Annotated in this window: 26 protein-coding genes and 5 pseudogenes; 15 read left to right on the forward strand and 16 right to left on the reverse strand. The window is 70.6% G+C overall.

Annotated elements, in window-relative coordinates:
- Positions 1-483 precede the first annotated feature (483 nt).
- Entirely contained in the window at positions 484-795 is a 312-nt protein-coding gene (locus HS99_RS27205) for a hypothetical protein (protein ID WP_046386422.1), read from the reverse strand.
- Positions 796-1,009: 214 nt separating this feature from the next.
- On the opposite strand from HS99_RS27205, the gene HS99_RS27210 reads away from it, so the two are divergent.
- The 4 genes and pseudogenes from HS99_RS27210 to HS99_RS48715 all read left to right on the forward strand — a co-directional run.
- Entirely contained in the window at positions 1,010-1,900 is an 891-nt protein-coding gene (locus HS99_RS27210) for a tyrosinase family protein (protein WP_030555859.1), read from the forward strand.
- Positions 1,901-2,062: 162 nt separating this feature from the next.
- Positions 2,063-2,284, forward strand: coding sequence for a hypothetical protein (locus tag HS99_RS27215; RefSeq protein ID WP_030555857.1), 222 nt, complete (start codon positions 2,063-2,065; stop codon positions 2,282-2,284).
- A gap of 206 nt (positions 2,285-2,490) precedes the next feature.
- On the forward strand, positions 2,491-3,612 hold the full coding sequence (locus HS99_RS27220) for an FAD-dependent oxidoreductase (RefSeq protein ID WP_030555855.1): 1,122 nt from the start codon (positions 2,491-2,493) through the stop codon (positions 3,610-3,612).
- Between the two features lie 157 nt (positions 3,613-3,769).
- Positions 3,770-3,940 (forward strand): annotated as a pseudogene (locus tag HS99_RS48715) (IS701 family transposase); the annotation flags it as partial.
- On the opposite strand, the gene HS99_RS45290 reads toward HS99_RS48715, so the two are convergent.
- Positions 3,928-4,080 (reverse strand): hypothetical protein, encoded by a 153-nt coding sequence (locus tag HS99_RS45290; protein ID WP_157846613.1) that lies wholly within the window; start codon positions 4,078-4,080, stop codon positions 3,928-3,930. The pseudogene HS99_RS48715 and the gene HS99_RS45290 overlap by 13 nt on opposite strands.
- A 574-nt stretch (positions 4,081-4,654) precedes the next feature.
- On the opposite strand from HS99_RS45290, the gene HS99_RS45295 reads away from it, so the two are divergent.
- The 3 genes and pseudogenes from HS99_RS45295 to ltrA all read left to right on the forward strand — a co-directional run bounded on the left by HS99_RS45295 (position 4,655) and on the right by ltrA (position 8,156).
- Positions 4,655-5,065 (forward strand): hypothetical protein, encoded by a 411-nt coding sequence (locus HS99_RS45295; protein ID WP_157846614.1) that lies wholly within the window; start codon positions 4,655-4,657, stop codon positions 5,063-5,065.
- Positions 5,062-5,670, forward strand: a pseudogene (locus HS99_RS27230) (transposase); the annotation flags it as partial. The gene HS99_RS45295 and the pseudogene HS99_RS27230, both read left to right, overlap by 4 nt.
- 683 nt (positions 5,671-6,353) lie before the next feature.
- Positions 6,354-8,156, forward strand: a complete 1,803-nt coding sequence (gene ltrA, locus HS99_RS27235) for a group II intron reverse transcriptase/maturase (protein WP_030555849.1) — start codon at positions 6,354-6,356, stop codon at positions 8,154-8,156.
- Between the two features lie 428 nt (positions 8,157-8,584).
- On the opposite strand, the gene HS99_RS44245 is transcribed toward ltrA, so the two are convergent.
- From HS99_RS44245 to HS99_RS27245, 3 genes are all read right to left on the reverse strand, one after another.
- On the reverse strand, positions 8,585-8,914 hold the full coding sequence (locus HS99_RS44245; RefSeq protein ID WP_141763827.1) for a hypothetical protein: 330 nt from the start codon (positions 8,912-8,914) through the stop codon (positions 8,585-8,587).
- A gap of 49 nt (positions 8,915-8,963) precedes the next feature.
- Positions 8,964-9,260: a hypothetical protein gene (locus HS99_RS48530; protein WP_046386421.1), complete on the reverse strand. Its 297-nt coding sequence runs from the start codon at positions 9,258-9,260 to the stop codon at positions 8,964-8,966.
- 309 nt (positions 9,261-9,569) lie between these two features.
- Positions 9,570-10,430: an SDR family oxidoreductase gene (locus HS99_RS27245; protein WP_030555841.1), complete on the reverse strand. Its 861-nt coding sequence runs from the start codon at positions 10,428-10,430 to the stop codon at positions 9,570-9,572.
- 89 nt (positions 10,431-10,519) lie between these two features.
- Between HS99_RS27245 and HS99_RS27250 the strand changes: the two genes are divergently transcribed.
- Positions 10,520-11,248: a TetR/AcrR family transcriptional regulator gene (locus HS99_RS27250; protein ID WP_030555839.1), complete on the forward strand. Its 729-nt coding sequence runs from the start codon at positions 10,520-10,522 to the stop codon at positions 11,246-11,248.
- A gap of 172 nt (positions 11,249-11,420) precedes the next feature.
- Here HS99_RS27250 and HS99_RS27255 read toward each other — a convergent pair.
- Positions 11,421-11,895: pseudogene (locus HS99_RS27255) on the reverse strand (transposase); the annotation flags it as partial.
- Between the two features lie 385 nt (positions 11,896-12,280).
- Entirely contained in the window at positions 12,281-12,880 is a 600-nt protein-coding gene (locus HS99_RS47920; protein ID WP_078938833.1) for an SDR family NAD(P)-dependent oxidoreductase, read from the reverse strand.
- Positions 12,881-13,045: 165 nt separating this feature from the next.
- Between HS99_RS47920 and HS99_RS45305 the strand changes: the two genes are divergently transcribed.
- The 6 genes and pseudogenes from HS99_RS45305 to HS99_RS48535 all read left to right on the forward strand — a co-directional run.
- Positions 13,046-13,918 carry an aminoglycoside phosphotransferase family protein gene (locus HS99_RS45305; protein ID WP_050366236.1) on the forward strand — a complete coding sequence of 291 codons (873 nt, stop codon included), beginning with the start codon at positions 13,046-13,048 and terminating at the stop codon, positions 13,916-13,918.
- A 252-nt stretch (positions 13,919-14,170) separates the two neighbouring features.
- Positions 14,171-14,515 (forward strand): hypothetical protein, encoded by a 345-nt coding sequence (locus tag HS99_RS27270; RefSeq protein ID WP_030598585.1) that lies wholly within the window; start codon positions 14,171-14,173, stop codon positions 14,513-14,515.
- 51 nt (positions 14,516-14,566) lie between these two features.
- Entirely contained in the window at positions 14,567-14,839 is a 273-nt protein-coding gene (locus tag HS99_RS27275; RefSeq protein ID WP_030555831.1) for a hypothetical protein, read from the forward strand.
- Positions 14,840-15,177: 338 nt separating this feature from the next.
- Positions 15,178-16,422: a neprosin family prolyl endopeptidase gene (locus HS99_RS27280; protein WP_198429382.1), complete on the forward strand. Its 1,245-nt coding sequence runs from the start codon at positions 15,178-15,180 to the stop codon at positions 16,420-16,422.
- 144 nt (positions 16,423-16,566) lie between these two features.
- Positions 16,567-16,773, forward strand: coding sequence for a hypothetical protein (locus tag HS99_RS47065; protein ID WP_030555827.1), 207 nt, complete (start codon positions 16,567-16,569; stop codon positions 16,771-16,773).
- A pseudogene (locus tag HS99_RS48535) lies at positions 16,770-17,336 on the forward strand (DNA cytosine methyltransferase); the annotation flags it as partial. The gene HS99_RS47065 and the pseudogene HS99_RS48535, both read left to right, overlap by 4 nt.
- Before the next feature lie 99 nt (positions 17,337-17,435).
- Here the strand turns inward: HS99_RS48535 and HS99_RS47070 are convergent.
- The 5 genes from HS99_RS47070 to HS99_RS27315 all read right to left on the reverse strand — a co-directional run bounded on the left by HS99_RS47070 (position 17,436) and on the right by HS99_RS27315 (position 21,256).
- Positions 17,436-17,912 carry a hypothetical protein gene (locus HS99_RS47070; protein WP_050366234.1) on the reverse strand — a complete coding sequence of 159 codons (477 nt, stop codon included), beginning with the start codon at positions 17,910-17,912 and terminating at the stop codon, positions 17,436-17,438.
- Between the two features lie 114 nt (positions 17,913-18,026).
- Complete coding sequence (locus tag HS99_RS27300; protein WP_198429387.1) at positions 18,027-18,662, reverse strand: response regulator; 636 nt, start codon at positions 18,660-18,662, stop codon at positions 18,027-18,029.
- A complete protein-coding gene (locus HS99_RS27305; RefSeq protein WP_030555822.1) occupies positions 18,662-19,747 on the reverse strand; it encodes a sensor histidine kinase in 1,086 nt (361 codons plus the stop codon). Before HS99_RS27305 ends, HS99_RS27300 begins: the two co-directional genes overlap by 1 nt.
- On the reverse strand, positions 19,744-20,439 hold the full coding sequence (locus HS99_RS27310; protein WP_046386424.1) for a DedA family protein: 696 nt from the start codon (positions 20,437-20,439) through the stop codon (positions 19,744-19,746). The genes HS99_RS27305 and HS99_RS27310 overlap by 4 nt, the downstream gene beginning before the upstream one ends.
- A gap of 412 nt (positions 20,440-20,851) precedes the next feature.
- Complete coding sequence (locus HS99_RS27315) at positions 20,852-21,256, reverse strand: hypothetical protein (protein ID WP_030555819.1); 405 nt, start codon at positions 21,254-21,256, stop codon at positions 20,852-20,854.
- Positions 21,257-21,281: 25 nt separating this feature from the next.
- Here HS99_RS27315 and HS99_RS27320 point away from each other — a divergent pair, with 25 nt between their 5' ends.
- Positions 21,282-22,202, forward strand: a complete 921-nt coding sequence (locus HS99_RS27320; protein WP_046386420.1) for a helix-turn-helix transcriptional regulator — start codon at positions 21,282-21,284, stop codon at positions 22,200-22,202.
- A gap of 585 nt (positions 22,203-22,787) precedes the next feature.
- Here HS99_RS27320 and HS99_RS48720 read toward each other — a convergent pair.
- From HS99_RS48720 to HS99_RS27340, 4 genes and pseudogenes are all read right to left on the reverse strand, one after another.
- Positions 22,788-22,967 (reverse strand): annotated as a pseudogene (locus HS99_RS48720) (IS701 family transposase); the annotation flags it as partial.
- 24 nt (positions 22,968-22,991) lie between these two features.
- Positions 22,992-23,930 (reverse strand): carbohydrate kinase family protein, encoded by a 939-nt coding sequence (locus tag HS99_RS27330; protein ID WP_030555813.1) that lies wholly within the window; start codon positions 23,928-23,930, stop codon positions 22,992-22,994.
- Between the two features lie 31 nt (positions 23,931-23,961).
- Positions 23,962-24,795: a carbohydrate ABC transporter permease gene (locus HS99_RS27335; RefSeq protein WP_030555812.1), complete on the reverse strand. Its 834-nt coding sequence runs from the start codon at positions 24,793-24,795 to the stop codon at positions 23,962-23,964.
- Positions 24,792-25,763, reverse strand: a complete 972-nt coding sequence (locus HS99_RS27340) for a carbohydrate ABC transporter permease (protein WP_030555811.1) — start codon at positions 25,761-25,763, stop codon at positions 24,792-24,794. The genes HS99_RS27335 and HS99_RS27340 overlap by 4 nt, the downstream gene beginning before the upstream one ends.
- Positions 25,764-25,810: the final 47 nt, after the last annotated feature.

Genomic DNA, 25,810 nt, shown 5'->3' on the forward strand with positions numbered 1-25,810 from the left:
CGGATCGGCGCCCCGTCCCACCACGCCTTCAGCTTCCGTGCCGGCACCGCCACCCCGCCTCGGTCGTTCTCCGGCACCAGAGCGCCGAGCGCGTCGACGACGTCAGCCGCCGTCCGGTACGTCCCGGCGGGCAGCAGGTAGCGGTCCCCGTCCCACCGGGCGCTCGCCTTGGCCGCGCCGGCCGCCACCGCCAGGTACTCCAACACCTCATGTTCGCGCGCGAGCAGGCGCCGTGCTCCCGGTGGTCGCTCTCCACCGGTTCCGCGAGTGCGGCCGTCAGCGTCGGCAGCGTTGCGCTCACCGGTGACTGTCCTGCGGGCCAGGCGACATCGCTCCAGCGGTACAGGGCCACCTGCGCATGTTCACCCACCACGCCGGACACGCTGCGGCCTGGACCGGGCGGCGGCATCTTCCGCCGGTCCGGGCGCACGTCGATGGCTGGGGGCTCCGCTCTACGTGTTCAGGCCGTGCCGGTGACCGGTGTCAGGGAGCGACCGGGCCGCCGATCTCGGTCCAGGCGCCGTTGGCGCCGGTGTACTCGAAGACGCCGGAGTGGTCGGGGCTGACACCGTAGAGATGGTCGTCGGTGGCGGCGAAGGTGGCGCCGGGGCCGCCGATGCGGGTCCAGGTGCCGCGTCCACGGTCGTACTGCTCGATGTCGCCGGTGGTCAGGTCGGTCGCGTAGAGGGTGGTGCGGCTGGTAAAGACGCGGTCGGTCGCACCGCGGACCTGAGTCCAGCCGTCCCCGGCGCCGGTGTACAGCGCGACACGGCCCCGGTCGCGTGCTCCGCGCACGTGGTGTTTGAGGGCTCGGTGAACGACGACGCGCTCTCGCCGGAGAAGGGCACCCTCGTCGCCGTCAACGGGCGCCAACGAGTGCCCGTTACGCCTCATTCCTGCTGATCTGCTGGGATGAACGGGGATCCGGTTCTCGCGTCTCCCCACATCAGCGGGCCCGCTCGGAGGGACCGTGGAAGCACCAGCCACTCATCCAGAGGATCACCGTCACATGACCATCGACCAGACCACCACCGCCGAACGGCCCTTCGGTGGCAGGTTCCCCGATCGTGCCGAGCTGCGCCGACTCCAAGACAGCTGGGGCCTGCAGCCGACGCTCGACCCGGAGGCCGCGGCCGTACGCTTCGACCGCCACGTCGCCTCGTTCCAGCCGGAACCGAACGGCACCATCCCGGAGCAAGTCCCCGCCGAGGTCGCCCGGAACTTTGTGATGCAGCTCGCAAGCAGTCTCACCCGCGTGCGGATCGACCACCGCAACCTCGACCAGGCCGGCCGCGACCGCTTCAACCGAGCCCTCCAGCAGGTTCACGCCTCAGGGGCGTACGAGCAGCTGGCTGCCGTGCACGCCGACATGAGCCACCGCATGCACTCGATGAGCGGCCCAGTAGGAACCCAGCGTTTCCTGCCCTGGCACCGCAGGTATCTCCTGGAGCTGGAGGACCTGCTGCGCAGCGTCCAACCCGCGCTGACGGTGCCGTACTGGGACTACGCCAACGACCACGCCCGGCCCGACTGGGTATGGCGACCGCCGAACGTCGTTCGCGACACGCCCGGCGCAGCCGGCGGCTCCCTGCCGACCCAGGCCATCATCGACGGCCTGCTGGCTCGCCCCCGCTACAACCCGTTCACCAGCCACCTGGAGACAGACGCCCACAACCAGGTACACAACTGGTGCAACGGGACCATCAGCGACATCATGGAATCCGCACACGACCCGATCTTCTGGCTGCTGCATGCCAACGTCGACCACATCTGGGACGGTTGGCAGCTCAACCACACCGGGAAGCCCAGCCTCACCGGGAAGGACGCCGTGCTCGATCCATGGACGAGCACCGCCTCAGACGTCAACAGCACCACGATCCTCGGCTACTCCTACGCCTGACTAGTGCTGCTCCGCGGAGGTTCGTTGAGGGGCGTTGGTCATACGGCCTTGAGTGGGGCGCCTTCGTAGGTCCAGCGGTATGGCTTGACAGTGTCGTTGACCGCGAACCCCGACCGCGCAGGCGGGCGACCTACACCCGACCGCACGGCGTCAGGCGCCTTCATGTCCACGCTGTGGCACCAGCTCGCCGTCATGCGAACCCACCTGGTGTTCCTGGCCGACGCCCGCCGCCGGGGCGACGCCTACGGGCCGTTCGACTTCATCCCCGAGATCACCCACCGCTTCGCCGAGGGCCGCGAGGGCACCGTGCGCCCGGACGGCCTGCTCTACTTCAGCCGCACGAGCGCGGACGGCGCCCGGGAAACCAACCTGGTCGCAGCGTGAGCGGTCCCGGTCACCGCGAAGCGGATGCTGAGTTACAGTCACGAGGTCGCGAAAAACGATGTTCCGCGGTCCACCCGCCGGACATCGCACGTACATCGATACAGATGGTTCTGATCGGTGAGCGTCTCCCTGCCGAGATCGGGCATCCCGTCCGCTTTTGGCGCTGACCACCGCCGGCGCGTGTCGGCGCAACAGAGGAGCGCAGCATGCAGAAGACCATCGCCATTGTCGGAGCAGGACTGGGCGGGCTGACGCTCGCGCGGGTGCTTCAGGCTCACGGCGTCGCCGCGACGATCTACGAGGGCGAGGCTTCGGCGAAGACCCGTGCGCAAGGCGGCCTGCTCGACATCCAGGTAGAAACCGGACAGGTCGCGCTTCGCGCAGCCGGTTTGTTCGACGAGTTCCTCACTCTGGTCCGCCCGGGCGAGGATGCCAAGCGCGTGGTGGACCGCCACGGCACGATGCTTTTCGACATGCCTGCGGACCCCGGTTCGGCCCGTCCAGAGGTGGATCGTGGCGAACTGCGGCGCCTGCTCATCCACTCGCTGGCACCCGGGACGATCAGGTGGGGTCACAAGCTCGCCTCGATCCGGCACCGTGTGGAGGGCGGCTACGACCTCACCTTCGCGCAAGGTTCCGCCACGCGCGCCGACATCGTCATCGGCGCGGACGGTGCCTGGTCGAAGGTGCGTCCGCTGCTCACCCCCGCCAAGCCCGTCTACAGCGGAACCTGCTTCATCGAGATCGCCCTCGCCTCGGGCGGCCAGGGCTGTCGGGCGAGCGTGGCCGCGATCGGCAGCGGCACGCTGATGGCGGTCGCGCCGGGCAAAGGCATCATCGCGCATCGCTACGCCGACGGACACGTGCGCGGATACGTGGCGCTGAACAAGCCCGTGGAGTGGATGAGGTCGATCGACTTCGGCGACCCGTCCGCTGGCCTCCGTCAACTTGCCGACGAGTTCGATGGCTGGTCGCCGCTGCTCACCGCCTTCGTGACACAGAGCGACGTGGAACCGTGGCTCCGACCCATCTACGCCCTGCCCGTCGGGCTCAAGTGGGACAGAGTGCCCGGTGTGACGCTCGTCGGCGACGCCGCGCATCTGATGTCGCCCTTCGCCGGCGAGGGTGCGAACCTCGCCATGTACGACGGCGCGGACCTGGCGAGCAAGCTGGTTGAGCAACCCGACATCGAGGTCGCGCTCACCGCCTACGAAGAGCGGCTGTTCCTGCGGAGTGGCGACGCCGCCAGCCGCTCGGCGCAGAATCTGGAGATCTTCTTCGGCCGGGAAGCACCGCAGAGCGTAGTCACCCTGTTCGATCGCTCCTGACACCTCAGTCGGGTTCGCGATCTTGTCGCGGACCCGGCGGGGAACGGGCACGGCCATCGCATGATCCTGGGGGGTTGTGTCGACTCTTGAGGATCGTGCGGTGGCTGCACGGCACAGCCCAGACCCTGCCCGTTGGCGGGCGATGTCCGACCAGTGCATGGCCCGGTTCGCGGGCCGGTTCCGGCGGGTTGAGCCCCGCGCGTCAGCCTGCTCCTACCTGCTCGGGCTGCTGTCGGGCGTGGAGCGGAAGAACTGCTGGCAGACGGCCGAGCAAGCGGACCATACGCGGCCCGGGTCGCTGCAGCGTCTACTGCGCTATGCCTGCTGGGTGCCGACGCGGGCGGTGGAGGCGGTGCACACCACCGCGGTGTAGGCGACCAGCGTCACATCGGCGCCCGGCGCCCGGCGCTCGGGCAGAGCGCGGACGGCGTCAGCGGCCTGGCGGAGGTCGCGGGCCAGGTCGTTCACGATACGGGGCGGGGTCGGCAGAACATCGGCCCTGGGGGCGGTGAAGGACTCGCGCTGGACGAGGCGATTTCAGGACGGGTGGCTGTCAATGGCCACGGCGTCCAGAATGCCCGTCGCGCTGATGATCGCACGGGACTTCGGAGATGTCCCTACCTGCCCGGGTCGGCCGGCCCGTCCAGCCTGCCGACCCGGGCAGCGGTGCCATACAGGCCCGGTGCCGTGGGGGGTGTACGTACCGGGCGGTGCAGGGCACCGGCGGGCGCGTCCTGGTCGGAACGCCCGCCCGGTGTTCAACGACCGCAGCGCCCCGGCGACACGAGCACCGCGGCCAAGGCCCGGGGCAGCGAGCTCACGGCGTTGCGTGGGCCGTCCATTGCGGGCAAGGACAGGGCCAGCAGACACGTCAGGCCCACGAGCTCGACGAAGTCTTCGCCACCGGTGACCCCTCAAGCTCAGCTCTTCGGGATCACCCACGCGACCGCCACGCGGTACGTCGGCGCGGCCTACCCGGAGCGCCCCGCGAAACTGTCGAGGTGACCAACTGCCAGAGCACTGAGCCGTGGTGTGGTGAACTGTGAAACGCGAACGCCCGGCCCGGAAAGCGGTCCAGGACGTGCTCGATCCGGTCGAGCTTGGCGTCGTACTCGGGGTCGGTGGACTCCTTCCAGGTCGTGGTGCGTTGGAAGATGACGCCGCGTGGGGGCCTACCGACAAGCGCACCGAGTTGCCATCCGGGGCGGAGCTGTCCTCGTTCGCGGACGGGCCGTTCGACGTGCGCGCGGTGGCGGCTGTGGTCAGGACCGAGGCCAAGAACAGATTCCTGCTCGACGAAGTCCCCTGGGCGAACTTCCCGCAGGGGGACCATGTCCGGGAGGCCATCTGCCTGTTCCGCGCCGACGGGCCTCCCGTCGCCGCCGGCGTGGGTGTGGTGAGCGGCATGTGCGCCAACGGCATGCGGGCGGCCGCCGCACTCGCCGTTGCCTGAGGGCTCAGGGCGCCGGCGTGAGGGAGATCGCCCGCAGGCTGGGGCGCTCGCCGTCGACGATCTCTCGCGAGCTGCGGCGCAACGCGGCAACGAGGTGCGGGCGGCTCGACTACCGGGCCTCGATCGCGCAGTGGAAGGCCGAGCTGGCGGCAGGTCGGCCGAAGACCGCGAAGCTCGCGGCCGACGAGCGGCTGCGCGCGTACGTGCAGGACCGCTTGGCCGGCTTGATCCAGGCTCCCGACGGAAGGCTGGTGCCGGGTCCGGTGACGCAGAAGTGGAAGGGGCGGAACAAGCCCCGCCGTCAGGACCGGCGTTGGGCGACGGCGTGGAGTCCGGAGCAGATGGCGAAGCGGTTGCGGGTCGACTATCCGGACGACGAATCCATGCGGATCTCGCACGAGGCGATCTACCAGGCCCTCTACGTCCAGGGCCGCGGCGCGCTCGAGCGTGAGCTGGTCACGTGCCCGCGGACCGGGCGTGCCCTTCGGGTTCCGCGCTCGCGCGCCCGCCAGAAGGCGGCCGGTCACGTCACGCCCGACGTGGTGATCAGCGAGCGTCCCGCCGAGGCCGAGGACCGGGCCGTCGCGGGCCACTGGGAAGGCGATCGTGCGACACGAAGTTGCACGAATTTGAGTGGGCTGACCGATTGGAGAGGCGGCTGATGGTGGGGCCGTAGGTGCAGTCACGGGTCCGTGTCCGTATGACCCGTCCCCACCCTTGGCGTGCGATGCCGGTAACGGCGTGGTGCGAAGCCCAGGGGAAAGCCCAAGGACTCCCGTTCCATCCGGAAGTTACCGGCAAGGGGAAGACCGGACGGGTGAACGCAAGTGAACTCCCGATGATGCCTCGTGATCCCAAGCCCCGCCGATGGACAGCACCAGCGGGGTGCATGGCTGGCCGCTGAGAAGCGGCAGGCGCTGGCCGGTAGAGGTCACTCCGGCCAGGTGGACACCGCCGCCTCGGGGTAAAGGGAGCACCCACCCCGGTCGTATCTCATTCGTGTGCAACGTGGAAACCCCGTTGGGGTCCGGGTCGTCGCGGCCCGGTCGGCTGACCGTGAGGAAGGCTCAACTCCCCAGCGGGAACAGGAAGGCCCAAGAAGCCAATGCCGGAAGCCGAAAGGAAACGGGAACCCGGGGCAGTATGGCCGGCCTCTCCGCCGGTCGCCCCGCATAACCGTCCGGATACAGGTTGCTGCCTGGACCCGAAAGGGTGCTGACGTGGGCCGGGTGAGCCTGTGCGGACTCACTGGACAAGGACGACGGAACCGAGGGACAAGTTGGACGCCATGACGGATGTGGACGGAGCGGTCTCGGCCGTCCCGGCTGCCGCCGCGACGGTGAACGGACCCGAGGGCGAAGACCTGGACTGGGCGTCGATCGACTGGCGCCGGGCCGAGGAGGACGTACGGCGTCTGCGGCAGAGAATCTTCACGGCATCGCAGGCAGGGGACCTCAAGAAGGTCCGCAACTTGCAGAAGCTGATGCTCCGTTCCCGTTCGAACGCGCTCCTGAGCGTGCGGCGGGTCACGGAGATCAACGCGGGACGCGCGACGGCGGGAGTCGACGGTCAGGTGGTGCTGATGTCCCAGTCCAAGGCCGCGCTGGCCCACTGGGTCCAGCACCAGACCCGACCCTGGACGCCCAAGCCCGTCAAGCGGGTGTTCATCCCCAAACCGGGGACCACGAAGAAGCGCGGACTCGGGATTCCCGTGATCGTCGACCGGTGCCTGCAAGCTGTGGCACTGGACGCATTGGAACCCGAGTGGGAAGCGCGGTTCGAGCCGAAGTCGTACGGCTTTCGGCCCGGCCGCGGCTGTCACGACGCGATCGGGGCCATCTACTCCACGCTCAACGGGAAGAACCCGCAGCGTGTGTGGGTGCTCGACGCAGACCTGACGGCGGCATTCGACCGTATCGACCACGACCGGCTGATGGCCGCGCTCGGCACCTTTCCCGCTCGGGGACTGGTCCGGCGGTGGCTGAAGGCCGGGGTCGTGGATGGAGGTCGATTCGCCCCGACCGAGGAGGGAACTCCGCAGGGCGGGGTGATCAGCCCGTTGCTCTTCAACGTGGCCTTGCACGGGATGGAGGAAGCCGCAGGGGTCCGCTACTACACCACCGGCAGAGACGCCGGCAGCGCACAGAGCGGAAGTCCCGTGCTGGTGCGGTACGCAGACGACTTCGTCGCGATATGCACCAGCCGTGAACAGGCCGAACAGGTCAAGGAACGGCTGGCCGCATGGCTGACGCCCAGGGGGCTCGCCTTCCACGAGGACAAGACACGCATCGTCCACGCGGAGAACGGGTTCGACTTCCTGGGGTTCAACGTCCGCCGGTATCACGGCAAACTGCTGATCAAGCCGAGCACAGCGGCACAACGACGGATCCGGGAACGGCTGCACACCGAGATGCTGGCCCTGCGAGGGGCCAACGCTGCGGCCGTGCTCAAGAAGATCAACCCCATCGTGAGGGGCTGGTCGGCCTACTACCGGACGGTGGTGTCCAGCGAGGTCTTCACCGCGCTGGACAACTACATGTGGCAGCTTGCCTACAAGTGGGCCAAGCACAGCCACCCGAACAAGCCGAAGCACTGGATCTCCAGCAAGTACTTCGGCCGGTTCAACAAGGCCAGGAAGGACCGCTGGGTGTTCGGCGACCGCGACAGCGGCGCCTACCTGCTCAAGTTCTCCTGGACGAAGATCGTCCGGCACCAGTTGGTCAAGGGCAGGGCGTCTCCGGACGATCCGGCTCTGGAGTCGTACTGGGCCGAGCGGCGTCGCAAGGGACCACCTCCGCCGGTCGACGGCATGACCGTGCGCCTGCTCCAGGCTCAGCACGGTCGTTGCCCGGCCTGCGGAGGGCTCCTGCTGCACGCCGACCACCCGCCGCGAAGCCCCCAGGAATGGGAGACGTGGCGGGCCGTCATCCGGAAGGCGATCTCCAAGCAGCACGTCGCGTTCCTGGGCGGAAGCACGCCGGGCGATCAACGAATCCGTCTTCTCCACACCCAATGTCAGCGGCGGAACGGAGCCGCCAAGCTGACAAGTCCAGCACCTTCGCCTGCCCGCGAGCCCCTGGGGCTTGCTTGAGCCGTGTGCGGTGAACAGCTGCTTGCACGGTTCTGAGGGGGCGGGGACGCAGCAATGCGTCCCCGCTACCCGACTGATCATCGGGACGGACCGGTCCGCGATCGGTACGCTCGCGGAGCGCACGACCAGGTTCACGATCCTGGTCCACCTCCGCGGATGGAAGGCTACGGCGTCGAGCCAAAGGAAGCCCGGGGTGAATGTCGTCCCCGTCCAGGTGTCCCCGCCGGGCAGATGCAGAAGTTGCCACTTGTCGAATCCGAAGTACCGCTCGTGTGGTGATGGCTTCGGTGTCGATGACCATGCCCGGCTCGGGCGGCCCAGCGGGCGGCCTCCGGGGGTGTGAGTTCGACGGTGGACATGGATGTTCTCCTTCTCGGTCGAGGTTTGAGTGACGGAGCAACCGAGGCCATAACGGCCAAGGATTAGCTTTAGGTGGCTGCAGGCGCTGCAGCTGGTCGGCGGCCCGCACGGGGCGGCCGGACGGCACCGGCCGCGTGATCAGGCCGCGGTGGCCGGGATCTCGACGCCCGGCTCGGCGAGCAGCCGGTAGCGGCCCTGCCCCCGGCGGACGGTGCCGGCTTGGGCCGCGGGAAGTGCGTGCCCAGCAGCAGCGCGTCGGTGTCCGCCAGCCCGTCGAGCAGCCGGGCACGGGTGCGGATCGCCTGGGCGGAGCCGATGTCGACGCGGCGTACGACGGTGTCGCCGAGGTCCCATCCCGTGCTGGAGGAGGCGGCCTGACGCGGGGTGGCGGTGCTCATCGGTGGGTTCTTTCGGGTGGGCGCGGCGGTGCGGGAAGGCAGGGCACGGTCAGGCGGTGCGCGGCTGCCGCATGGCGCGGGTGAGGCCGATAAGGGTCAGCAGGACGACGGTCGCGGCGTAGGGCGAGACGGCGGTCCGCAGGCCGTACAGGTTGGTCAGCAGGCCGGCGAGGACGGCGGGGATGCTCATGGCCAGGTAGCTGAGGACGTAGTAGGCGGCGAGCGTGCCGGCGCGTTCGCCTGGGGCAGCGGGCGGCAGCAGTAGGCGCAGGGCGCCCCTCGGCGAACTGCGCCGCCCACGCCTCCAGATCCGCCCGCAGGCTGCCGTGGTCGGCCGGCGGGGCATCCGGGCGCAACCGCTCGATGGCCACGTCGGACAGCAGTTCCCGCAGACTGCGGGAGATGCCCGTTTCGTCGGCGACGTGGGCGATGGGCCTGCCAAGCGCGGACCCGGTCGACGAGGAGCCGTCTGCCGTGGATGGCCAGCCGGGCATGGGGGTGGGCACGGGAAACCTCTGGGATGGTACGGAATCTGATGCGGAGTCTGAGTTTGTGCCCGAGGCCGCCGATCTGGTGATCGACGTCCTCGGCCGACAGCGGACGAGCCTTTGTGGGCGGCGAGTCAGGCCGGGGCCGTCTGCGCGCCCCACTGGATCTATTCGGCCCAGGCACGCTCCAGGTGGGTGCGGAAGGTGGCGGGCTCTCGCCCGATCAGCTCGGCCAGCGTCGTGTCGACAGCGGTGAACTCGCCATTCCGCGCCGCGGCGAAGATGCTCAGCATGAGGTCGGCGATCGGGGCCGGGGCGCCGTGCGCCAGGACCTGCTCGCGGAAGACGTCGTCGGGGATGACGGTGCGGGTGAAGGGCCGTCCGGTGGTCTGGGACGCGATCTTGGCAACGGTGTCGAAGTCGAGCGCCGCCGGGCCGGTGAGCGGCGGGGTGGGCCCCTCGAAGCGGGCCTCCTCGGCGAGGATCACCGCGGTGGCCTCTGCGAGGTCGTCGTGGCCGGTCCAGGCGACGGGGCCGTCGGCGGGGAGTGCGATGTCGCCGGCGTGGCGGGCGGGCTCCAGGAACTGCAGGGCGCTGGAGGCGTAGAAGCCGTTGCGCAGCGCGGTCCAGGGCAGGCCGGTGGCGCGCAGCAGGTCCTCGGTCTGGGCGTGGTCGCGGCATGCCTGGAACCGGGCGTCGTGGGCGGCGCCCATCTGGCTGGTGTAGAGGATGCGTCCGACGCCGGCCTGCACGGCGGCGTCGATGGCGGTGCGGTGGCCGGCGACGCACTCCTGGCCCGTGCGGTCGAGGGAGACGAGGAGCAGTTGCTCGGCGCCCTCGAAGGAGTGCACGAGCGAGGCGGGGTCGTCGAAGCTGCCCTGCCGGACGCGGACGCCGCGGTCGGCGAGGTCCTGGGCCTTGCGGGGATCGCGGACGCTGACGCCGACGCGGTCGGCGGGAACGCGCTCCAGGAGGCGCTCGACGGTGCGGCGGCCGAGCTTCCCGGTGGCTCCGGTCACGATGATCATGGGGTACTCCCGACACTGGTTCCAGTGGAATCACTTCAACGGTAACACTGGAAATTCCGGTGGAACCAAATCCTCGGTATCATCGGTTCATGGCTACGCGCGACTCCACCGACAGCCCTCGGCGCCGCATCGTCGAGGCGGCCGTCGAGCTGCTGGAAAACGGCGGCCCTGACGCGGTGAGCACCCGCGCGGTCGCCGCCGCGGCCGGGATGCAGCCGCCGGCGATCTACCGCCTCTTCGGCGACAAGGACGGGCTCCTCGAGGCCGTCGCCGAGCACGGCTACGCGCAGTTCCTGGAGAGAAAGCGCACGCAGCTCGACCCCGACCCGCAGGACCCCGTGGAGGAGCTGCGCCGCGGCTGGGACATGGTGGTCGAGTTCGGGGTCTCCCGCCCCGAGTTGTTCGCGGTGATGAACCGGGCCACCGGCCGGGGATCGGACGTAGCACACCGCGCGGGCCTGGAGATCCTCCATGGGCGGGTGCGTCGGCTGGCGGCCGGGGGGTGGCTGCGGGTCGACGAGGAGCTGGCCGCCCAGATCATCCAGGCAACCGGCCAGGGCGCGGTCATCACCTGGCATTCCACTCCCGCGGACCGCCGCAATCCGGCGCTGTTGACCGTCCTGCGCGAGTCCATGGTCGCGGCCGTCACCCGCGCCGAGCCGGCGGTCCCCGCCGCGGAGTCCGGTCCCGCCGCAGCGGCCCGCGCGCTGTGCGCCGCCCTCCCCGACGACGCCGATGTCCTGAGCGACGCCGAGCAGCGGCTGCTGCGTGAGTGGCTCACGCGCCTGGCGGCGGACGGTGGCGCGCCGCATGCCTGATCGCGCGTCAGGTGCCCTCGTGCAGGTTGAACCTTCCGAGGAGAGATCGTGCGATGAAGCGGCGTCCACGAGATGAGCCGGTGGGCGACCACACGGCACCGGCTGACTCCCCCTTGCCCATAACGCGCCTCCAACCTTGGTCACGTCTCCGCCGCCCACTGTTAACAACGCTCGTGGTCAATACAGCTAGGACGCGCTGAGCGACGAGGATGGCAACGTCCTCGAAGGTCCGTCCGCCGTGTTGTTCCAGGTCGAGCTGCCCTTGGGGGTGTCGTTGACCGACTCGATCAGCTGGCGGACCTTCTTGAGCATCGACTCGGGGCGTGCGGCTGGGCCGGGCGGGGGCCTGTGCCGCGGGCGCCTCCGATCCGGCACGCGTAGCGCTTCTTCTCGCGCTTGAGCGAGGGCCGCAGCAACGTGACGCCGAGCTCGGCGAGGTCCTTCTCGAACGCCTTCGAGGCGAAGCCCTTGTCCGACATGAGCAGGATGCCCTCCCGCCGCGAGACCAGTTCGGTGTCGACCTCGAGCATCGCGGCCAAGACATCCGGCTCGCCAATCTTCGGGTTGGCCAGCGCCCACATGATCGGCATGCCCGTCGGCATGCAGACCAGGTAAAGGCGCAGGCCCCAGAAAAAGCGGGAGCGGGAGACGCGCCGCGGCCGGGCTGGGGCGGGTGGAACACGGGCTTCTTCCTCCGGCCGCGCCGGGGGACGGCCCGGTCACCCGGCGCGGCCTTGCGGCGACCGCTCAGGATGGCTCCGCGGCGGGCTTCCCGGCGCTCGGGGCTGGTCAGCCACGCGGCGGCCTGTACGGCCGCCGCCTCCAACACGGCGCGCCAGCGCGCTGTTGCCTCAGCCCTTTCGACGACCAGGCCGACTCAGTTGGCACTCCCACTACGAGCCACGGCCCTCGGGCAGCCCTGGCATTCGCCCCAGCTCGCCGCGCGGTGCTGCCCGGAGTGCGACCGCTGACCTGCGCGGCCCCGCGCCGTCGGCCTCGCGCACCACGCGGTCGAGCACCCCGATAGGCCGTTCAAGGGAGCCACCCGCACCGTCGGCGCGCCTTCGCGTCCTGCTGCGCGAACAGGGCCGGCGTCCGACGGCGGGGCAAGAGACGGGCGGCGAGGACGAAGAGGCGGTCGGCCGCTCCCGGAACGGCCGTCGGCCCTGTGCCCCGGCGCAGCGCCCGCAGGGCGGCGGCGACGACCTGCTCGGGTGTCCGGACCAGAGCGGGCGGCACGTCCTCGTGCGGCTGGCATTCGGTGCGCGTCACCCCGGGGCAGGAGGCCAGCACCCGGACGCCGTCGGCGCGGTGCGCCGCCCAGAGCGCCTCGGTGAGGGCGGTGGTGTATGCCTTGGTGGCGCTGTAGACGGCAAGGTCCGGCTTCGGCATCCAGCCGAGCGTGGAGGAGACGTTCAGCAGAGCGTCAGCGGCACGGGCTGCTCTCGCGCGCGTCCCAACGGTCCGGAGCCGGGTCGTCTGGAGGCGGTACCGCGTCGTGGCGGGTTCGCAGTCACGGACGAGTTGCGGGCCCGGCTTTCCGAGCGGGCGGGAACGTGGCGGCGTTGCACCGCGAGCTGGATCCGCGTTGACGGGGTCAGGCCGCGTGCGATCCGGGACAGGGGTCCGCATGCCCCCTGTTCAGAGCATCGACGCACTGCTCGATCCAGCAGCCGGCACGGGAACCAGGCGGCACCGCCAGGGGGTTCTCAGAGCGCACCGGGGAAACCGCCCCGCTGCGCGTGGAGCCGGCCCAGAACACCCGGCGGCTCCGCGCCTGGAACAGCAAGGAGCTCCGTGCCCGACGAACTCACCGGCGCCGCCGCACCGGTCATCCGGCTACGACCGGACTTCCGCCCCACGGCATTCCTCTCCCGAACAGACAAGTCCCTGCTCATCGCGGGGGACTGCGAGGACGGACCGGCCGTCGCGAAGCTGCTGACCACCCGAGAACCACTCTGGGTCGAGAAGTTCAGCGCGGAGATCGAGGCCTACCGGGCCTTCGCCGAGACACCACCGCCAGTGCCGGTCCCCGGCCTCATCGCCGTGGACGACCGGCACCACGTGCTGGTCATCGAGCACGTCCCAGGCCATTTGCCCGCCCCGGGCCGCGACCGGTGCCCACCACAAGCACTGGACCCCGCCCACGTCACCGCCATGCTGACGGCCATGAGCGACCTCAGCCGATGGAGTCCCCCCACAGGAGCGTTCACCCGCACCCTCGACTACCTCGCACGCCTGGACCGAGACCACCGCCAGGGCCTGACCACCCCGCAGGAACACCAGGCCCTGACCGACCTGTTCCACCGGGCCGGCACCGACCTCGTGCCAGGCCACGGAGACCCCTTGCCGACCAACTTCGTCGTCAGGCCCGACGGACGGGTCACAGTGATCGACTGGGAGCACGCGGGACACTACCTCCCAGGACACGACCTGGCGGTGCTCTGGATCGTCCTGGCAGCCACCCCGAAAGCCCGTCCACAGATTGAGGAACTGGTGGCCGCCGGACCCCAGTCCGTCCGCGCCGCCTTCACCCTGAACCGGGCCATGCTGCTCGTACGAGAACTCCGCAACCACCGTGCGGTACCCCCCTCCACGTGGAGGGACCAACGGATGGCGGTAATCGAACGTGACTGGCATGACGTGCGCGCACTGGCGCAGGCCGAGTGACAACGGACTGACCTGGCATCACAGAGGGCCAGTGGACCGCACCACCGGCCCTGGCGCTGACAACGACGAAGAAGACCGCAGCGCCCTGCCAGGCCCACGCCGCCGGTCACCGAAGCAACTGCCCGGTGACGGAACTGCGCACCGCCTGGGCCCGGATCTGAGTACCAGTGCTCAGGCCTGCCGGGCCGCCCGCCCGTAGCCTCGCGATCAAGGCCGGCAAGAAGACCGGCGCTGACACGGGGGACGATGCAGATGCAGACCAGCGACCGTTCCACGACCCTCAGGTGGCCGGTCACCCACGGCACGGTACTCCCCCTTCTCCTGATCAGCACGGTCACGACCGGGGTGTGGCTCTTCGACCACGGCCACAGCCCGATCGCCCGGCACGACAAGCCCGGGACGGACGCCGGGAAGGCCAGGGACAGCACCCCGAACGCTCCCGAAGGCGCCGCCGGCGCCATCACCCCGCAGGTCACACACTCCGACGGCTGGTACTACGTGGTCCGCGCCGAGGACCACTGGGACGGCGAGCCGAGGCCGACCTCCACCGTTTACCGCACGTGGTCGCTCAAGGCCCAGATCCACCGGTCGAAGTAAAAAATCCTCGCCGACCAGCTCGCCCAGTACTGGAAGGCGCACGGCTACAGGGTGGGCCCGTTCCAGAACTTCGCCGGCGCCAACACCGGCACCTTCGTCACCGAAGAGCGCCAGATCTCCGCCACCTCGCCCGGCGGCGTCTTCGTCACCCTGGAAATAGACACCCCGGGCGTGAGCTCGCAGGCCTCCCTGGACGGCGTCCAGTTCGCGGGCACCGAGGTGTACGGCAAGAACCCCGCCATCCCGGGCCAGAAGGTGGACACCTACACGCGCCCGCTGAACGTGGCACCCCCGACCACGGACGACCCGTACTGGTCGCACTGACGACCGGCCCGGCCAGAACCGAAGTCCCGCCCGGACCCGGCGGACCGAGCCCCGCCGGTCCGCCGGGTCCGGCCGACATCGTCCTGCTGGCCGCCGACCTCACAGCGACCCGCGCTGTCGGCGAGACGCCGCATCCGGTCGTCACCGGGCTGGGGAGGATGGGGCGATGGGGAAGGCGAGGGGCTGGTCCAGGCGTCACGTCCGGCGTGTTTGAGGGTTCAATTGCATGGTCCACAACTCCCAATCCCTGGCAGGACACTGGCCGGATCCGGACCTAGCGTGGAGGCAGAGGACCCGTAATTCGAACACCACGCGCAGCGACCAAAGGAGAACCGACCATGGCGCCGCAGGACGACCGGGCCTTCCCCAGCTTCGCCAAGTTCATGGACTCCCTCGCCTCGGCCCGGCACGAGGACTTCGTGCTCCGGGCGGTGGCGGGTACGACCAACGCGGAGGACTTCTCCGCGGCGGCAGAACACGTCAGGAACCTCTACGCAGGTGTCGAGGTCACTCACAGTTTCGTCGACGACAACGGGCAGGTCTTCGACTGTGTCCCGATCGCCAGCCAGCCCGCCCTCAGAGGCGCCTTCAGTGTTCCGCCCGAGCCCCCCGACGCCCCGGACGCGGCCGGGCCACGGGGCGCCGGTCAGGGCACGCCGATCCAGCCGCAGCTGCGGTCCGACCGGCTGGACAAGTTCGGCCACGCCATGTCGTGCCCGCCCGGCACGATCGCGATGCGCCGCGTCACCCTGGAGGAGGTGGCGAGGAGCGGCGGCGTGCAGAACTTCCACCGGAAGTATCCGCAGGGGAAAGGCCGCCACCCCCGACTGAGCCCTCCTGAGGCCGCCGCGGGCACCCACAAGTACGCGCACGCCTTCCAGGGGGTCGACAACCTCGGCGGTCACGACTTCATCAACGTCTGGGACCCCAACGTCGGGTCGGAGGTCTTCTCGCTCTCCCAGCACTGGTACGCCGGCGGCTCACCCGTGCAGACCGTCGAGTGCGGCTACCAGGTCTACCCGGGGAAGTACGGCACCACCCAGCCGGTCCTCTTCATCTACTGGACGGCCGACGGTTACCAGAACACCGGGTGTTACAACCTCGACTGCTCGGCGTTCGTCCAGACGAACAGCGCCTGGGCTCTCGGCGGCACGATCTCCCCGGTGAGCGTCTCGGGCGGCGCGCAGTACGAGCTCGAGGTGTCCTACTACCTCTCGGGCGGGAACTGGTGGCTCTACCTGGGCGGCACCCAGGCGAGCAACGCGGTCGGCTACTACCCGGGCTCGCTGTTCGGCAGCGGCCCGCTCGCGACCAACGCTCAGGACATCGACTACGGCGGCGAGGTGGTGAACAACGTGGCGTGGCCGCCGATGGGCAGTGGCGCGTTCGCCGACGCCGGCTGGCAGTTCGCCGCCTACCAGCGCGACATCTACTACTTCGCGACCGACAACACAGCCCAGTCGGCGAAGCTGACCGGCGTCCAGACATCGCCGAACTGCTTCACCATCGCGGTCGGCAATGCTCCCGATCCGTGGAACGAGTACTTCTTCTTCGGCGGCCCGGGCGGCACCGACTGCACCTGACCCGGCCGTTACCGACGGCGGAGCGCCCCTCGCGCTCCGCCGTCCAGGCCTCCCCGCGGTGGGGGAGTGGGAAGTCGGCGGGCCCGACCTCCCACTCCGACCCGACCCTTGCGCATCGAATACCCGAGTCGGTGGCGTAGCCAGGTGCACCGCTCTGCGGGACGCAGCTTTCGCCCTCACCGAGGCCGACCGGCACCTCTCACGCTCGCCGGCAACCTGTGGCGCAACAACGTCACCGGCGACACCTACAGCTCGGCCACCACGCGTCGGTCGATGGCCGGCGCCACCCTGGTCGAGGTCGCCCGCGTCGACAACCCGGCCGCCTTGATCGCGCCCAGGAAGACGCGGTGACCGGTCTTCGCATCGGTTCACTGTGCTCGGGCTACGGCGGCCTCGACCTGGGCGTGCAGTCCGTCCTCGGCGGCCAGATCGCCTGGCACGCGGACCCGGCCCCCGGCGCCGCGGCCATCCTGGAGCACCACTGGCCCGGCGTCCCCAACCTGGGTGATATCACCCAGGTCGACTTCAGCACCGTCGAGCCGGTCTGCGTCCTCGTCGCCGGGTTCCCGTGCACCGACGTCTCGGTGGCGGGAACCCGGTCCGGACTGGCCGAGGGCACCCGCTCGGGCCTGTGGCACACCATCGCCCGCGCCATATCAACTCTCAAGCCCTGCCTGGTGATTCTGGAAAATGTCCGAGGCCTGCTCTCGACCCCCGCTCGCTCGAATACCGATGGCGACGTGGAGCCCTGCCTGTGGTGTCTGGGTGACGCCGGAGATGAACATCATCTGCGGGCACTCAGCGCCGTACTCGCTGACCTCGCCTCCGCGGGGATGGATGCACGCTGGCAGGTACTACGTGCCTCCGACGTCGGAGCTCCCCATCGAAGGGAACGGGGTTTCATCGCGTACTGGCACAAGAGCCTCGGGCCGCCACCCCGACTCGGACAAGTGGCTCCGGCCGAAGGCGTTCTGCCCCCGGCTGCGCGGAGTGGGTCGACTCAATGCAGGTGTTCAACCAGCCGGGCAAGGACATGGGCCGGAACCGGGCGAGCTACAACTACCGGTGCCCGAAGACATCGTGCGGCCAGCGCCGGTCCGCCAGGTACCTCCGGTCGGCACGAGCAGCGGGGTCGCGCGGCCGCCGGCGAGGACGTCGCCGAACAGCGCGCCCTGTCCGGCGTCGGCCCGGCCGTCGGGTGCCGGCCAGAAGCGATCGATCCCGGCCCGGATGCGCGCCATCGTGTTGGGTGCCAGGCCCTCGGGGCACTCCTCGGTCTTCGGGCGGTCACCGATCGGCGTCCCTTCGATCGACCAGTCGATCGCCGCGGCGGCCGACAGGGCGTCGGGCAGGCCCGGAATCTCGACGACGGCCCGCGCCTGCGCCATCTCGGGCAGCAGCTTCTCCCAGTCCCCACGGACCGTCACGGGTGCCTGCACCGGCATATTGACGGGGTTGCCGACGTGCAAGCAGAGGAGGTTGCCGTTCACCGACCCCGGTCCCGCCCGGCCCGCGGCCGACGGCCTGCGGCCCGACCCGCCGTGGCGGCCGAAGTCGCCGACGGCGCGGTGAAGGTGTTCCGGCACGCCTACGCCGCCTGAGCGTCAGCTGCCCAGGAAGCGCAGCACCGCCAGTACCCTCCGGTTGCTGCCTTCGTCGCGGGGCAGCCGAAGCTTGTCGAACACCGCGTTGACGTGCTTCTCCACCGCGCTGCGCGAGACGAACAGCTGCTGGGCGATGGCCGCGTTGGTGCATCCCTGGGCCATCAGGGTCAGCACGGTGCGCTCGCGCTCCGTCAGCAGTTCGAGGTCGTCTGTGTGGCGGGTGCGGGCCAGCAGGCGGCGCACCACCTCCGGGTCGAAGACCGTGTCGCCGCCGTGCACCCGCTCCAGCGCGGACAGGAACTCCTCCACCCGGGCGACCCGGTCCTTCAGCAGGTACCCCACGCCCCGGGTGTCGGCGGCCAGCAGTTCGGCGGCGTACCGCTGTTCGACGTACTGGGACAGCACCAGCACCCCCACCGCCGGGTGCTCGTAGCGAAGCCGCAGCGCGGCCCGCAGTCCTTCGTCGGTGTGGCTCGGCGGCATCCGCACGTCGATCACGACGACGTCGGGGGGCTCGGCGGCGACCGCGGCCAGCAGGGCGTCGGCGTCGCCGACCGCGGCGCTGACCTCGTGGCCCTCGTCGAGCAGCAGGCGCTCCAGGCCCACGCGCAGCAGGGCGGAGTCCTCGGCGATCATCAGGCGCACGGCAGCTCCGCGACGACGTGGGTGGGGCCGCCGGGCGGGCTGTCCACGCGCAGGCGTCCGTCGAGGGCGGCGATGCGGCGTTGCAGGCCGGACAGTCCGGGGCCGGTGGGGTCGGCGCCGCCGCGTCCGTCGTCGTGCACCGACACCCGTACCAGGCTGGTGTCCTGGCCGATCGCCACCTCGATCCGGGTGGCGCCGGCGTGCTTGGCCGCGTTGGTGAGGGCCTCGCGCACCGCGAAGTAGGCGGCGGTCTCGACGGCGGGGGCGGGGCGCCGGGCCAGATCGCCGCTGATGTGCACGGGGATGGGCGAGCGTTCGGCGTCCACGGCCAGGGCCTCGCGCAGTCCCAGCTGGTCCAGCGAGGCGGGGTAGGCCCGCCAGGCGACTTGCCGCAGTTCCTCCAGGGCCTGTTCCGCCTCGGCCTGCGCCTGGCGGTAGAGCTCCTCGGAGTTCTTGCGGCGTCCGCGGCCCAGGAGCATCGCCACGACGATGAGGCGCTGCTGCAGCCCGTCGTGCAGGTCGCGTTCGATGCGGCGCCGCTCGGCGTCCACGGCCTCGACGATCCCCGAGCGGGAGGCGGCGAGTTCGTCGATCCGGCGGCGCATCAGGGCCAGTTCGTCGGGGCCGAGGAAGCGGTGGGCCAGGCGCCGCTCCAGGTCGGCGACGGCGGCCAGCCCGGCCAGGTCGAGGAAGAGCAGCAGCAGTCCGGCGGTGAGCAGGTATCCGGCGACGGGCCAGCTGGGGCCCATCCCGTCGGCGTCGTGCCCGGCCAGCCAGCGCGCCAGACCGGAGGCGGCCGTCCAGGCGCCCGCCGCGAGCAGGAGCAGTGCGCCGCCGCCGGCCAGGCCCACGGGCACGCGGCACCACAGGTAGGCGGCGGCCCGGCGAGCTTCGACGCCCTCGGGGGCAGGCTCGGGGCCGCCGAGCAGGGCGGACACGCGCCGCTGCTCCAGTGCGGCCAGGCGCAGCGGCAGGCGGGCGCAGCGGGTGAGGGCGGCCGTGGCCAGGAGGGCGGGGGTGGCGAGCGCCGTGAGGGCGCCCAGGGCGATGCCGGCCGCGGCGCGGGCGGCCCTCACGCCCGGTGCCGAGCGCCCGGGCGGCGGCGCAGGCGTACCGCGAACCACCGGGCGGCGGCCAGGAGTGCGAGCGCCACGACCGCCTTGGACACCCATCCCCCGTACTCCTCCACCATCTGCCAGTTGTCGCCGAGCCAGTATCCCAGCAGGACGAAGGCGGTGTTCCAGATCAGGCTGCCCAGGGCGGTCAGGGCTGTGAAGGCGGCGAAGGGCATGCGCTGGATCCCGGCGGGGATCGAGATGAGGCTGCGCACCACCGGCACCATGCGGGCGAGCAGCACGGCGGTGCGCCCGCGGCGGGCGAACCACGCCTCGGCGCGGTCGATCTCGTGCGCGCTTACGAGGGGGATGCGGGCGGCGAGGGCGCGGGTGCGCTCGCGGCCCAGGAGGGCGCCGGCGGCGTAGACGATCCAGGATCCGGCGACGGAGCCGACCGTGGTCCAGACGATGACGGCCGCCAGGTTCAATCGGCCCTGGCCTGCGGCGAATCCGGCCACGGGCAGGACGATCTCGCTGGGGACGAACGGCAGGACGGTGTCGACGAGGTTGGTCAGCCCGGCGCCGGCGGCGCCGAGGGCGTCCATGGTGTCGACGGCCCATCCGGCGATGCCGCCGGCGGGCTCGGCGGTGTTGGTGTCCGAGACGGTGAAGGCGGCGGCGAGCAGCGGGGCTTGGGGCGGCGTTGCGATCATGCGGTTCACGCTAGGCAGCGGCTGTGCGGCCCGCCATGCGGTCGTCCACCCGGCCGTCCTGCGGTTTTCCGCAGGACGCCGTGGGCTCGGGCGCGGGGCTATCGGCGAGGTCGGCGTGCAGGACGACGGGCCGATCGTCCCAGCATCCGCCGACGCCTCGACTACGAGGACTGCCACGCCGGACGCGCCGCCGTCATCAGGACGGTCAACCGGCTCACCCTGGAGAACCAGTAACTGCGCGAACGCCGGAGGGGCTGGAAGAGGCCGAACTGCGCCCCGGCGATCCGGACGCGGTTGAGAAGCTCGCCGAACGCCTCTAGGGGCACCCTCGGCCCGGTATTCCGGTGCCGGAACAGGTCGGCGTGCCCGGTACGGGAGTCCGTACCGGGCACGCGGTCTCGCCGACTGAGTATCAGCTGCGCAGGTCGAGCGAGAGGGCCGTGGCGTTGCCGGCCTGGCCGGGGATGGCGTTGTCGTACCAGGTGCCGTCCGGGGCGCTGTAGATCTCGTGCAGGGCACCGTTCTCGACGGCCTCGATCACACGGCTTCCGTCCGCCTTGACGCGCACGGCGAGTGCGCTGATGCCGCCGCCGACGCCGGGGACGGCGTTGTCGTGCCAGGTACCGTCCGGGGCGGAGTAGATCTCGTGCAGCGCGCCGTTCTCCACGGCTTCGATCACGCGGGTGCTGTCGGGCTTGACCTGGACGGAGACCGCGCTGATCCCGCCACCGACGCCGGCGACGGCGTTGTCGTGCCAAGTGCCGTCCGGGTCGGAGTAGATCTCGTGCAGTGCGCCGTTCTCCACCGCCTCGATCACGCGCTGGCCGGCGACCTACCAGACGATGCTCGACCACCCCTCCTACGGAGTGGACGAGATCGCCGCACACTGCGGCCAGACCGCCGTCCAGGTGCACGACCACCTCGAAGAACTGGCCCGACTCACCCTCGTACGAGTCTCCGCCGAACGTCCCGGGCAGCTACGCGCAATCAGCCCCGACATCGCCCTGACCGACGCCCTCGCCCGGCAGGAAGCCGAAATCGCCGACCGGCAGGCGAAGTTGGCGGCATCACGGGCAGCCGTCACACGCATGGTCGCGGAGCGCGCCGAACACCGAACGACCCACGGCGAACGCCTTCTCGGCATGGACGCCATCCAGGCCAGGCTCGAACGCATGGGCCACAGCGCCACCACCGAAGCACTCGGCAGCCAACCCGGCAACCAGCGGCCCGAGGACCTCGCCGCCGGCCGACTCACCGACGCCGCGGCCCTCTCCCGCGGCATCACCTTGCGGACCCTCTACCAGGACTCCACCCGCAACCAACCCCACGTCGCCACCTACGCCCACTGGCTGCTCAGCCGAGGAGGCGAGGTCCGCACCGCCGCCACCATCCCGCCACGCATGGTGATCATCGATCGCAGCCAGGCACTCGTCCCCATCGACCCCGCGGACAACCGCAAGGGCGCCCTGTACGTGACCGAACCCGGCATCCTCGCCGCGCTGCTCGACCTCTTCGAACAGGCCTGGCACACCGCCGTCCCCCTCGGCGCCACCCACACCGAAGACCCCCGCACGGGCCTCACCGCCACCGAACGCGAACTCCTGCGCCTGCTCGGCTCCGGCCTCACCGACGACGCCGCGGGCCAACGCCTCGGCATCTCCTCCCGCACCGTCGGGCGCCACATGTCCTCGATCATGGAACGCCTCGACGCCAGCAGCCGCTTCGAAGCCGGGATCAAGGCAGCGCACCGCGGCTGGCTCTGAGCCGCACCAGGTGCACGCGCTCGCCATGGGCAGGCGGCGGCCGCGACGCTACCCGTAAAGCCGGTCTTGAGTGAGGCCACCGCGAACTGGTGGATCAGGTCGAGCGCGAGCTGGCGGACCATCCTTACCCGCGCCTCGCCGGTCCCGGCGCCGCGGTGTTCTCCAGGGTCATCCCGGCTGCCCGGCGGCGGATCATGCCGAGCGCGTCCAGCTCCGAGACCCGGGCGGCATCGAGCAGGCCTTGGCCGTTCAGGTAGCGCTGCCGGTCGAGCCAGGAGATCAGCTCGCCGTGGATGGTCTTGTCGGTGGTTCGAGGTGGCCGTGCTCGAGGTGGAACCTGGCGGCGACGGCGTGCATGCGCTGCCACTCGGTCGCCCGGGGGTTGAACGCGCGCAGCTTCACCGTCTGGAGGACCCGCGCCGTGTGCCGCTTCGCGTCGATCCGCAGCCACTCGATCGGGGGCCCCACCACCGCCGGCGGCTGCTCGCCCCCCGTTCCGGTCTCGGCGGCCGCAGCGTGGGGTCGGCCTGGGCGCGGTGGGCGCGCAGCTCGGTGATGCGGCCCACGACCCGGCAGAGTCAAGCTGAGCAGGTGGCGGATCTCGGGGACGGTCAGGTCGATCGGGTCGGTGCTGCGGGCGGAGCGGTTCGGGTCGGCGGGCCTGGCCGGTGTCGCGTCGGCTGCGAGGGCGGCGAGGAAGGCGAGCGCGAGCATGGCAAGGGTGATGTGCCGGTGCCAGGCGGTCCAGTGGCGGACCTGGTGATGGTGGCGCGATAGCAGCCTGGTGAGTCACCGAAGGCTTTCCGCCGAGGGCGGGTTGGCACCCACGACCGAGCAGGTGAGGGCCGCGACCCGGACGGCGAAACGGCAGGCGTCGGCCACGGCGTTCTGGGTCAGGGAGTCCAGCCGACTGCCGAGCAGGTCGAGTTGGTTGAGCCGGTGGAGCAGGCCGGCGGTGAACGAGTCGCCGGCCCCGACGGTGTCGACTACCGAGGTGGGCGGCGCCGGTACGGTGACCGGGTGACCGTCGAGGGGGGCGTACGCGCCGCGTTCCCCGAGGGTGACCACGACCAGCCGCGCGCCGGCCTCGTGCCAGCGGTGGCAAGCGTCGGCCGGGCTTGCTCCGGGCAGCAGTACGGCGAGATCCTCCTCGCTGAGGCGCAGGATGTCGGCGAGGGCGCACCACTGGTCCAGGCGTTCCCGGTAGTCGGCGGGCGGGACAAGGAGCGGGCGGACGTTGGGGTCGATGGAAACGGTGGCGTGTTCCCGGACCCAGGCGAGGTGCTGCTCGATCCGCTGGCCGCCGGGGTCGCGGACCAGGGCGAGCGAGCCGGTGTGCAGGCAAGCTGTTTCCGTGGTGCGGGTGGCGGTGAGTTCGTCGGTGGTCCACTGCCAGTCGGCGGTGCCCTCGGCGTAGAAGGTCCAGGTGGCCTGGGCCTGTTCGTCGAGCGTGGCGACGGCGAGCGTGCTGGGCTCGGCGGTGTTGACGCAGCCGGTCAGATCGACGCCGGACGCGGCGAGGCGGGCGCGGAACAGCTGGCCGAACGGGTCGGTCGAGATCCGCCCGAGGAAGCGGGTGGGGGTGCCCAGCCTGGCGAGGGCGACGGCGGTGTTCGCGGGGCCGCCGCCGGGCAGCACCCGCAGGGCAAGGCCGCCGTCGGGGGTGCTGCCGCCGGGGAAGGCGTCGGCCGCAGACTCCCCGAGGACGGTAATCGGTCGCAGGGGCATCTCTCTGACCTCTCCTCTCATGCCGCGCTTCTCATTCCTTGACGGCCGAGCCGGCCACGCCCTGGACAAACCACCGCTGGAAGAAGGCGAACACCACGACCACTGGGAGCACGAGCAGCACGCCGAACGCCAGGATCTGCCCCCAGTCCGGCGGCTGCTGGCCCTGAAAGACACTGATTTCCAGGGGCAAGGGCCGTACGGAGGGATCGTCGACCATGAGCACCGGCCAAAGGAACGAGCCCCATTGAGTAAGGAAGGTGAGGATCGCGACCGAGGCGAAGGCCGGTTTGCTCATGGGGTAGATGATCCGGAACAGGATTCGCCATGGTCCGGCGCCGTCGATCCGGGCCGCTTCCTCGATGCTGACGGGGATGGCCTGGAAGAAGGTGTGGAACTGGTAGACCGAGAACGCGTTGGCGATGAACGGCGCGGCCTGGATCCACACCGTGTTCCGCTGCGTGTCGAAGAGGTAGAACAGCGGCACGGCCACCGACTCGAACGGTATCAGCATCAACAGCAGGACCAGGGTGAACAGCAGCTTCCGCCCGCCCCACTCCAGCCGGGACAGCGCGTAGGCGGCCATCGAGTTCACTACCAGGCCGCCGGCCACCACGGTGGCGGCGACGAGCAGCGACACGCCCATGAACCGCCAGAAGTGGCCGGTGCTGTCCGAGGACAGGCTGTGCAGGACGGCGGCGTAGTTGTGCAGGGACAGGTTGGTGGGCAGGAAGCCGGACAGGCCGGCGAGTACCTGGTCGGACGGCTTGAGACTGCCGATCACCAGATAGAGGACGGGCAGGGCGAAGACCAGGGCGAGCAGGCCGAGGACGGTATGGTCGGCGATCCGCCGGATGGTGCGGTTCATGCGTCGTCCCCTCGGGCGACTCGGCGCTGGACCAGAGTCAGCACCAGGACGATCAGGAAGAAGACCACCGTGATGGCCGAGGCGCGGCCGATGTTGTTCTGGTCGAAGGCCGTGGTGACCGCTTCGTACATGACGGTCCGGGTGGCGTTCTCGTTCAGCCCGCCGCCGCGGACCAGGATGTAGACCTGGTCGAACACCCGGAAGGACAGCACCGAGGTGAGCAGGGCGACGAAGATCAGGGTGGTGCGGATGCCGGGCAGTGTCACGTGCCGGAACTGCTGCCAGCGGGAGGCCCGGTCGAGTTGCGCGGCCTCGTACCGTTCGTCCGGGATGGCCTGCAACCCCGCCAGCAGGATGACCATCTGGAAGCCGACGCCCTGCCACACCGAGAGCACGACGACGGAGGCCATCGCGGTGAGCGGGGAGCCCAGCCAGTCGAAGGAACCCCAGTGGCCGAAGCTCAGCTGGTGAAGCAGTGAGTTGAGGATGCCCTGGTCGCTACGGGCAAGGATGAGCCGCCAGATCACCGCCACCAGGGCCATCGGGAAGACCACCGGCAGGAAGAACACCGCGCGGAACAGCCCGATTGCCCGGAGCTTGCGGTTGAGCAGCACCGCGAGGGCGAGCGCGAGGCCGGTCTGCAGCGGGACCACGGCCAAGGCGAAGGTGAGGTTGTTGAGCAGGGCGTGCAGGAACCGGCCGGACAGGTCGGGGTCGGTGAGGATCCGGCGGTACTGCTCCAGGCCGACGAAGGCCGGTGGCCGGTCGGAGCCGAGCCGGGCTTTGTGGAGGGAGAGCACGACGGCGTAGCCGAACGGGACGGCGACGAAGGCTATCAGTCCGGCCAGCGCGGGGGCGGTCATCAGCAGGGCGTGCACCCAGTCCCGGCTGCGGCGGCGCTGGGTGGTCGGCCGGGCGGCGGCTGGGGATGGCGCCGGGGTGGGCGAGGGGCTGACGGCGGTGGACATGGGCGGGGTCCTGTTCCCGGCGGGTGGCCGGCGGGCCGGCGAGCGCG

It is taken from the genome of Kitasatospora aureofaciens, assembly GCF_001188955.3.
GTDB classification, from domain to species: Bacteria; Actinomycetota; Actinomycetes; order Streptomycetales; family Streptomycetaceae; genus Kitasatospora; species Kitasatospora aureofaciens.

Bases quoted from the DNA above. Each gene is read 5' to 3' on its own strand.
- HS99_RS27245 (WP_030555841.1), bottom strand. From the start codon at position 10,430: ATGATCATCGTGACCGGAGCCACCGGGAAGCTCGGCCGCCGCACCGTC.
- ltrA (WP_030555849.1), top strand. From the start codon at position 6,354: ATGACGGATGTGGACGGAGCGGTCTCGGCCGTCCCGGCTGCCGCCGCG.
- HS99_RS27320 (WP_046386420.1), top strand. From the start codon at position 21,282: ATGCTCGACCACCCCTCCTACGGAGTGGACGAGATCGCCGCACACTGC.
- HS99_RS27300 (WP_198429387.1), bottom strand. From the start codon at position 18,662: ATGATCGCCGAGGACTCCGCCCTGCTGCGCGTGGGCCTGGAGCGCCTG.
- HS99_RS27340 (WP_030555811.1), bottom strand. From the start codon at position 25,763: ATGTCCACCGCCGTCAGCCCCTCGCCCACCCCGGCGCCATCCCCAGCC.
- HS99_RS27270 (WP_030598585.1), top strand. From the start codon at position 14,171: ATGCAGACCAGCGACCGTTCCACGACCCTCAGGTGGCCGGTCACCCAC.
- HS99_RS27330 (WP_030555813.1), bottom strand. From the start codon at position 23,930: ATGCCCCTGCGACCGATTACCGTCCTCGGGGAGTCTGCGGCCGACGCC.
- HS99_RS44245 (WP_141763827.1), bottom strand. From the start codon at position 8,914: ATGAGCACCGCCACCCCGCGTCAGGCCGCCTCCTCCAGCACGGGATGG.
- HS99_RS47920 (WP_078938833.1), bottom strand. From the start codon at position 12,880: ATGCGGACCCCTGTCCCGGATCGCACGCGGCCTGACCCCGTCAACGCG.
- HS99_RS27210 (WP_030555859.1), top strand. From the start codon at position 1,010: ATGACCATCGACCAGACCACCACCGCCGAACGGCCCTTCGGTGGCAGG.
- HS99_RS48530 (WP_046386421.1), bottom strand. From the start codon at position 9,260: ATGCCCCGCCGGCCGACCACGGCAGCCTGCGGGCGGATCTGGAGGCGT.
- HS99_RS27220 (WP_030555855.1), top strand. From the start codon at position 2,491: ATGCAGAAGACCATCGCCATTGTCGGAGCAGGACTGGGCGGGCTGACG.
- HS99_RS27280 (WP_198429382.1), top strand. From the start codon at position 15,178: ATGGCGCCGCAGGACGACCGGGCCTTCCCCAGCTTCGCCAAGTTCATG.
- HS99_RS27215 (WP_030555857.1), top strand. From the start codon at position 2,063: ATGTCCACGCTGTGGCACCAGCTCGCCGTCATGCGAACCCACCTGGTG.
- HS99_RS27335 (WP_030555812.1), bottom strand. From the start codon at position 24,795: ATGAACCGCACCATCCGGCGGATCGCCGACCATACCGTCCTCGGCCTG.
- HS99_RS27310 (WP_046386424.1), bottom strand. From the start codon at position 20,439: ATGATCGCAACGCCGCCCCAAGCCCCGCTGCTCGCCGCCGCCTTCACC.
- HS99_RS27250 (WP_030555839.1), top strand. From the start codon at position 10,520: ATGGCTACGCGCGACTCCACCGACAGCCCTCGGCGCCGCATCGTCGAG.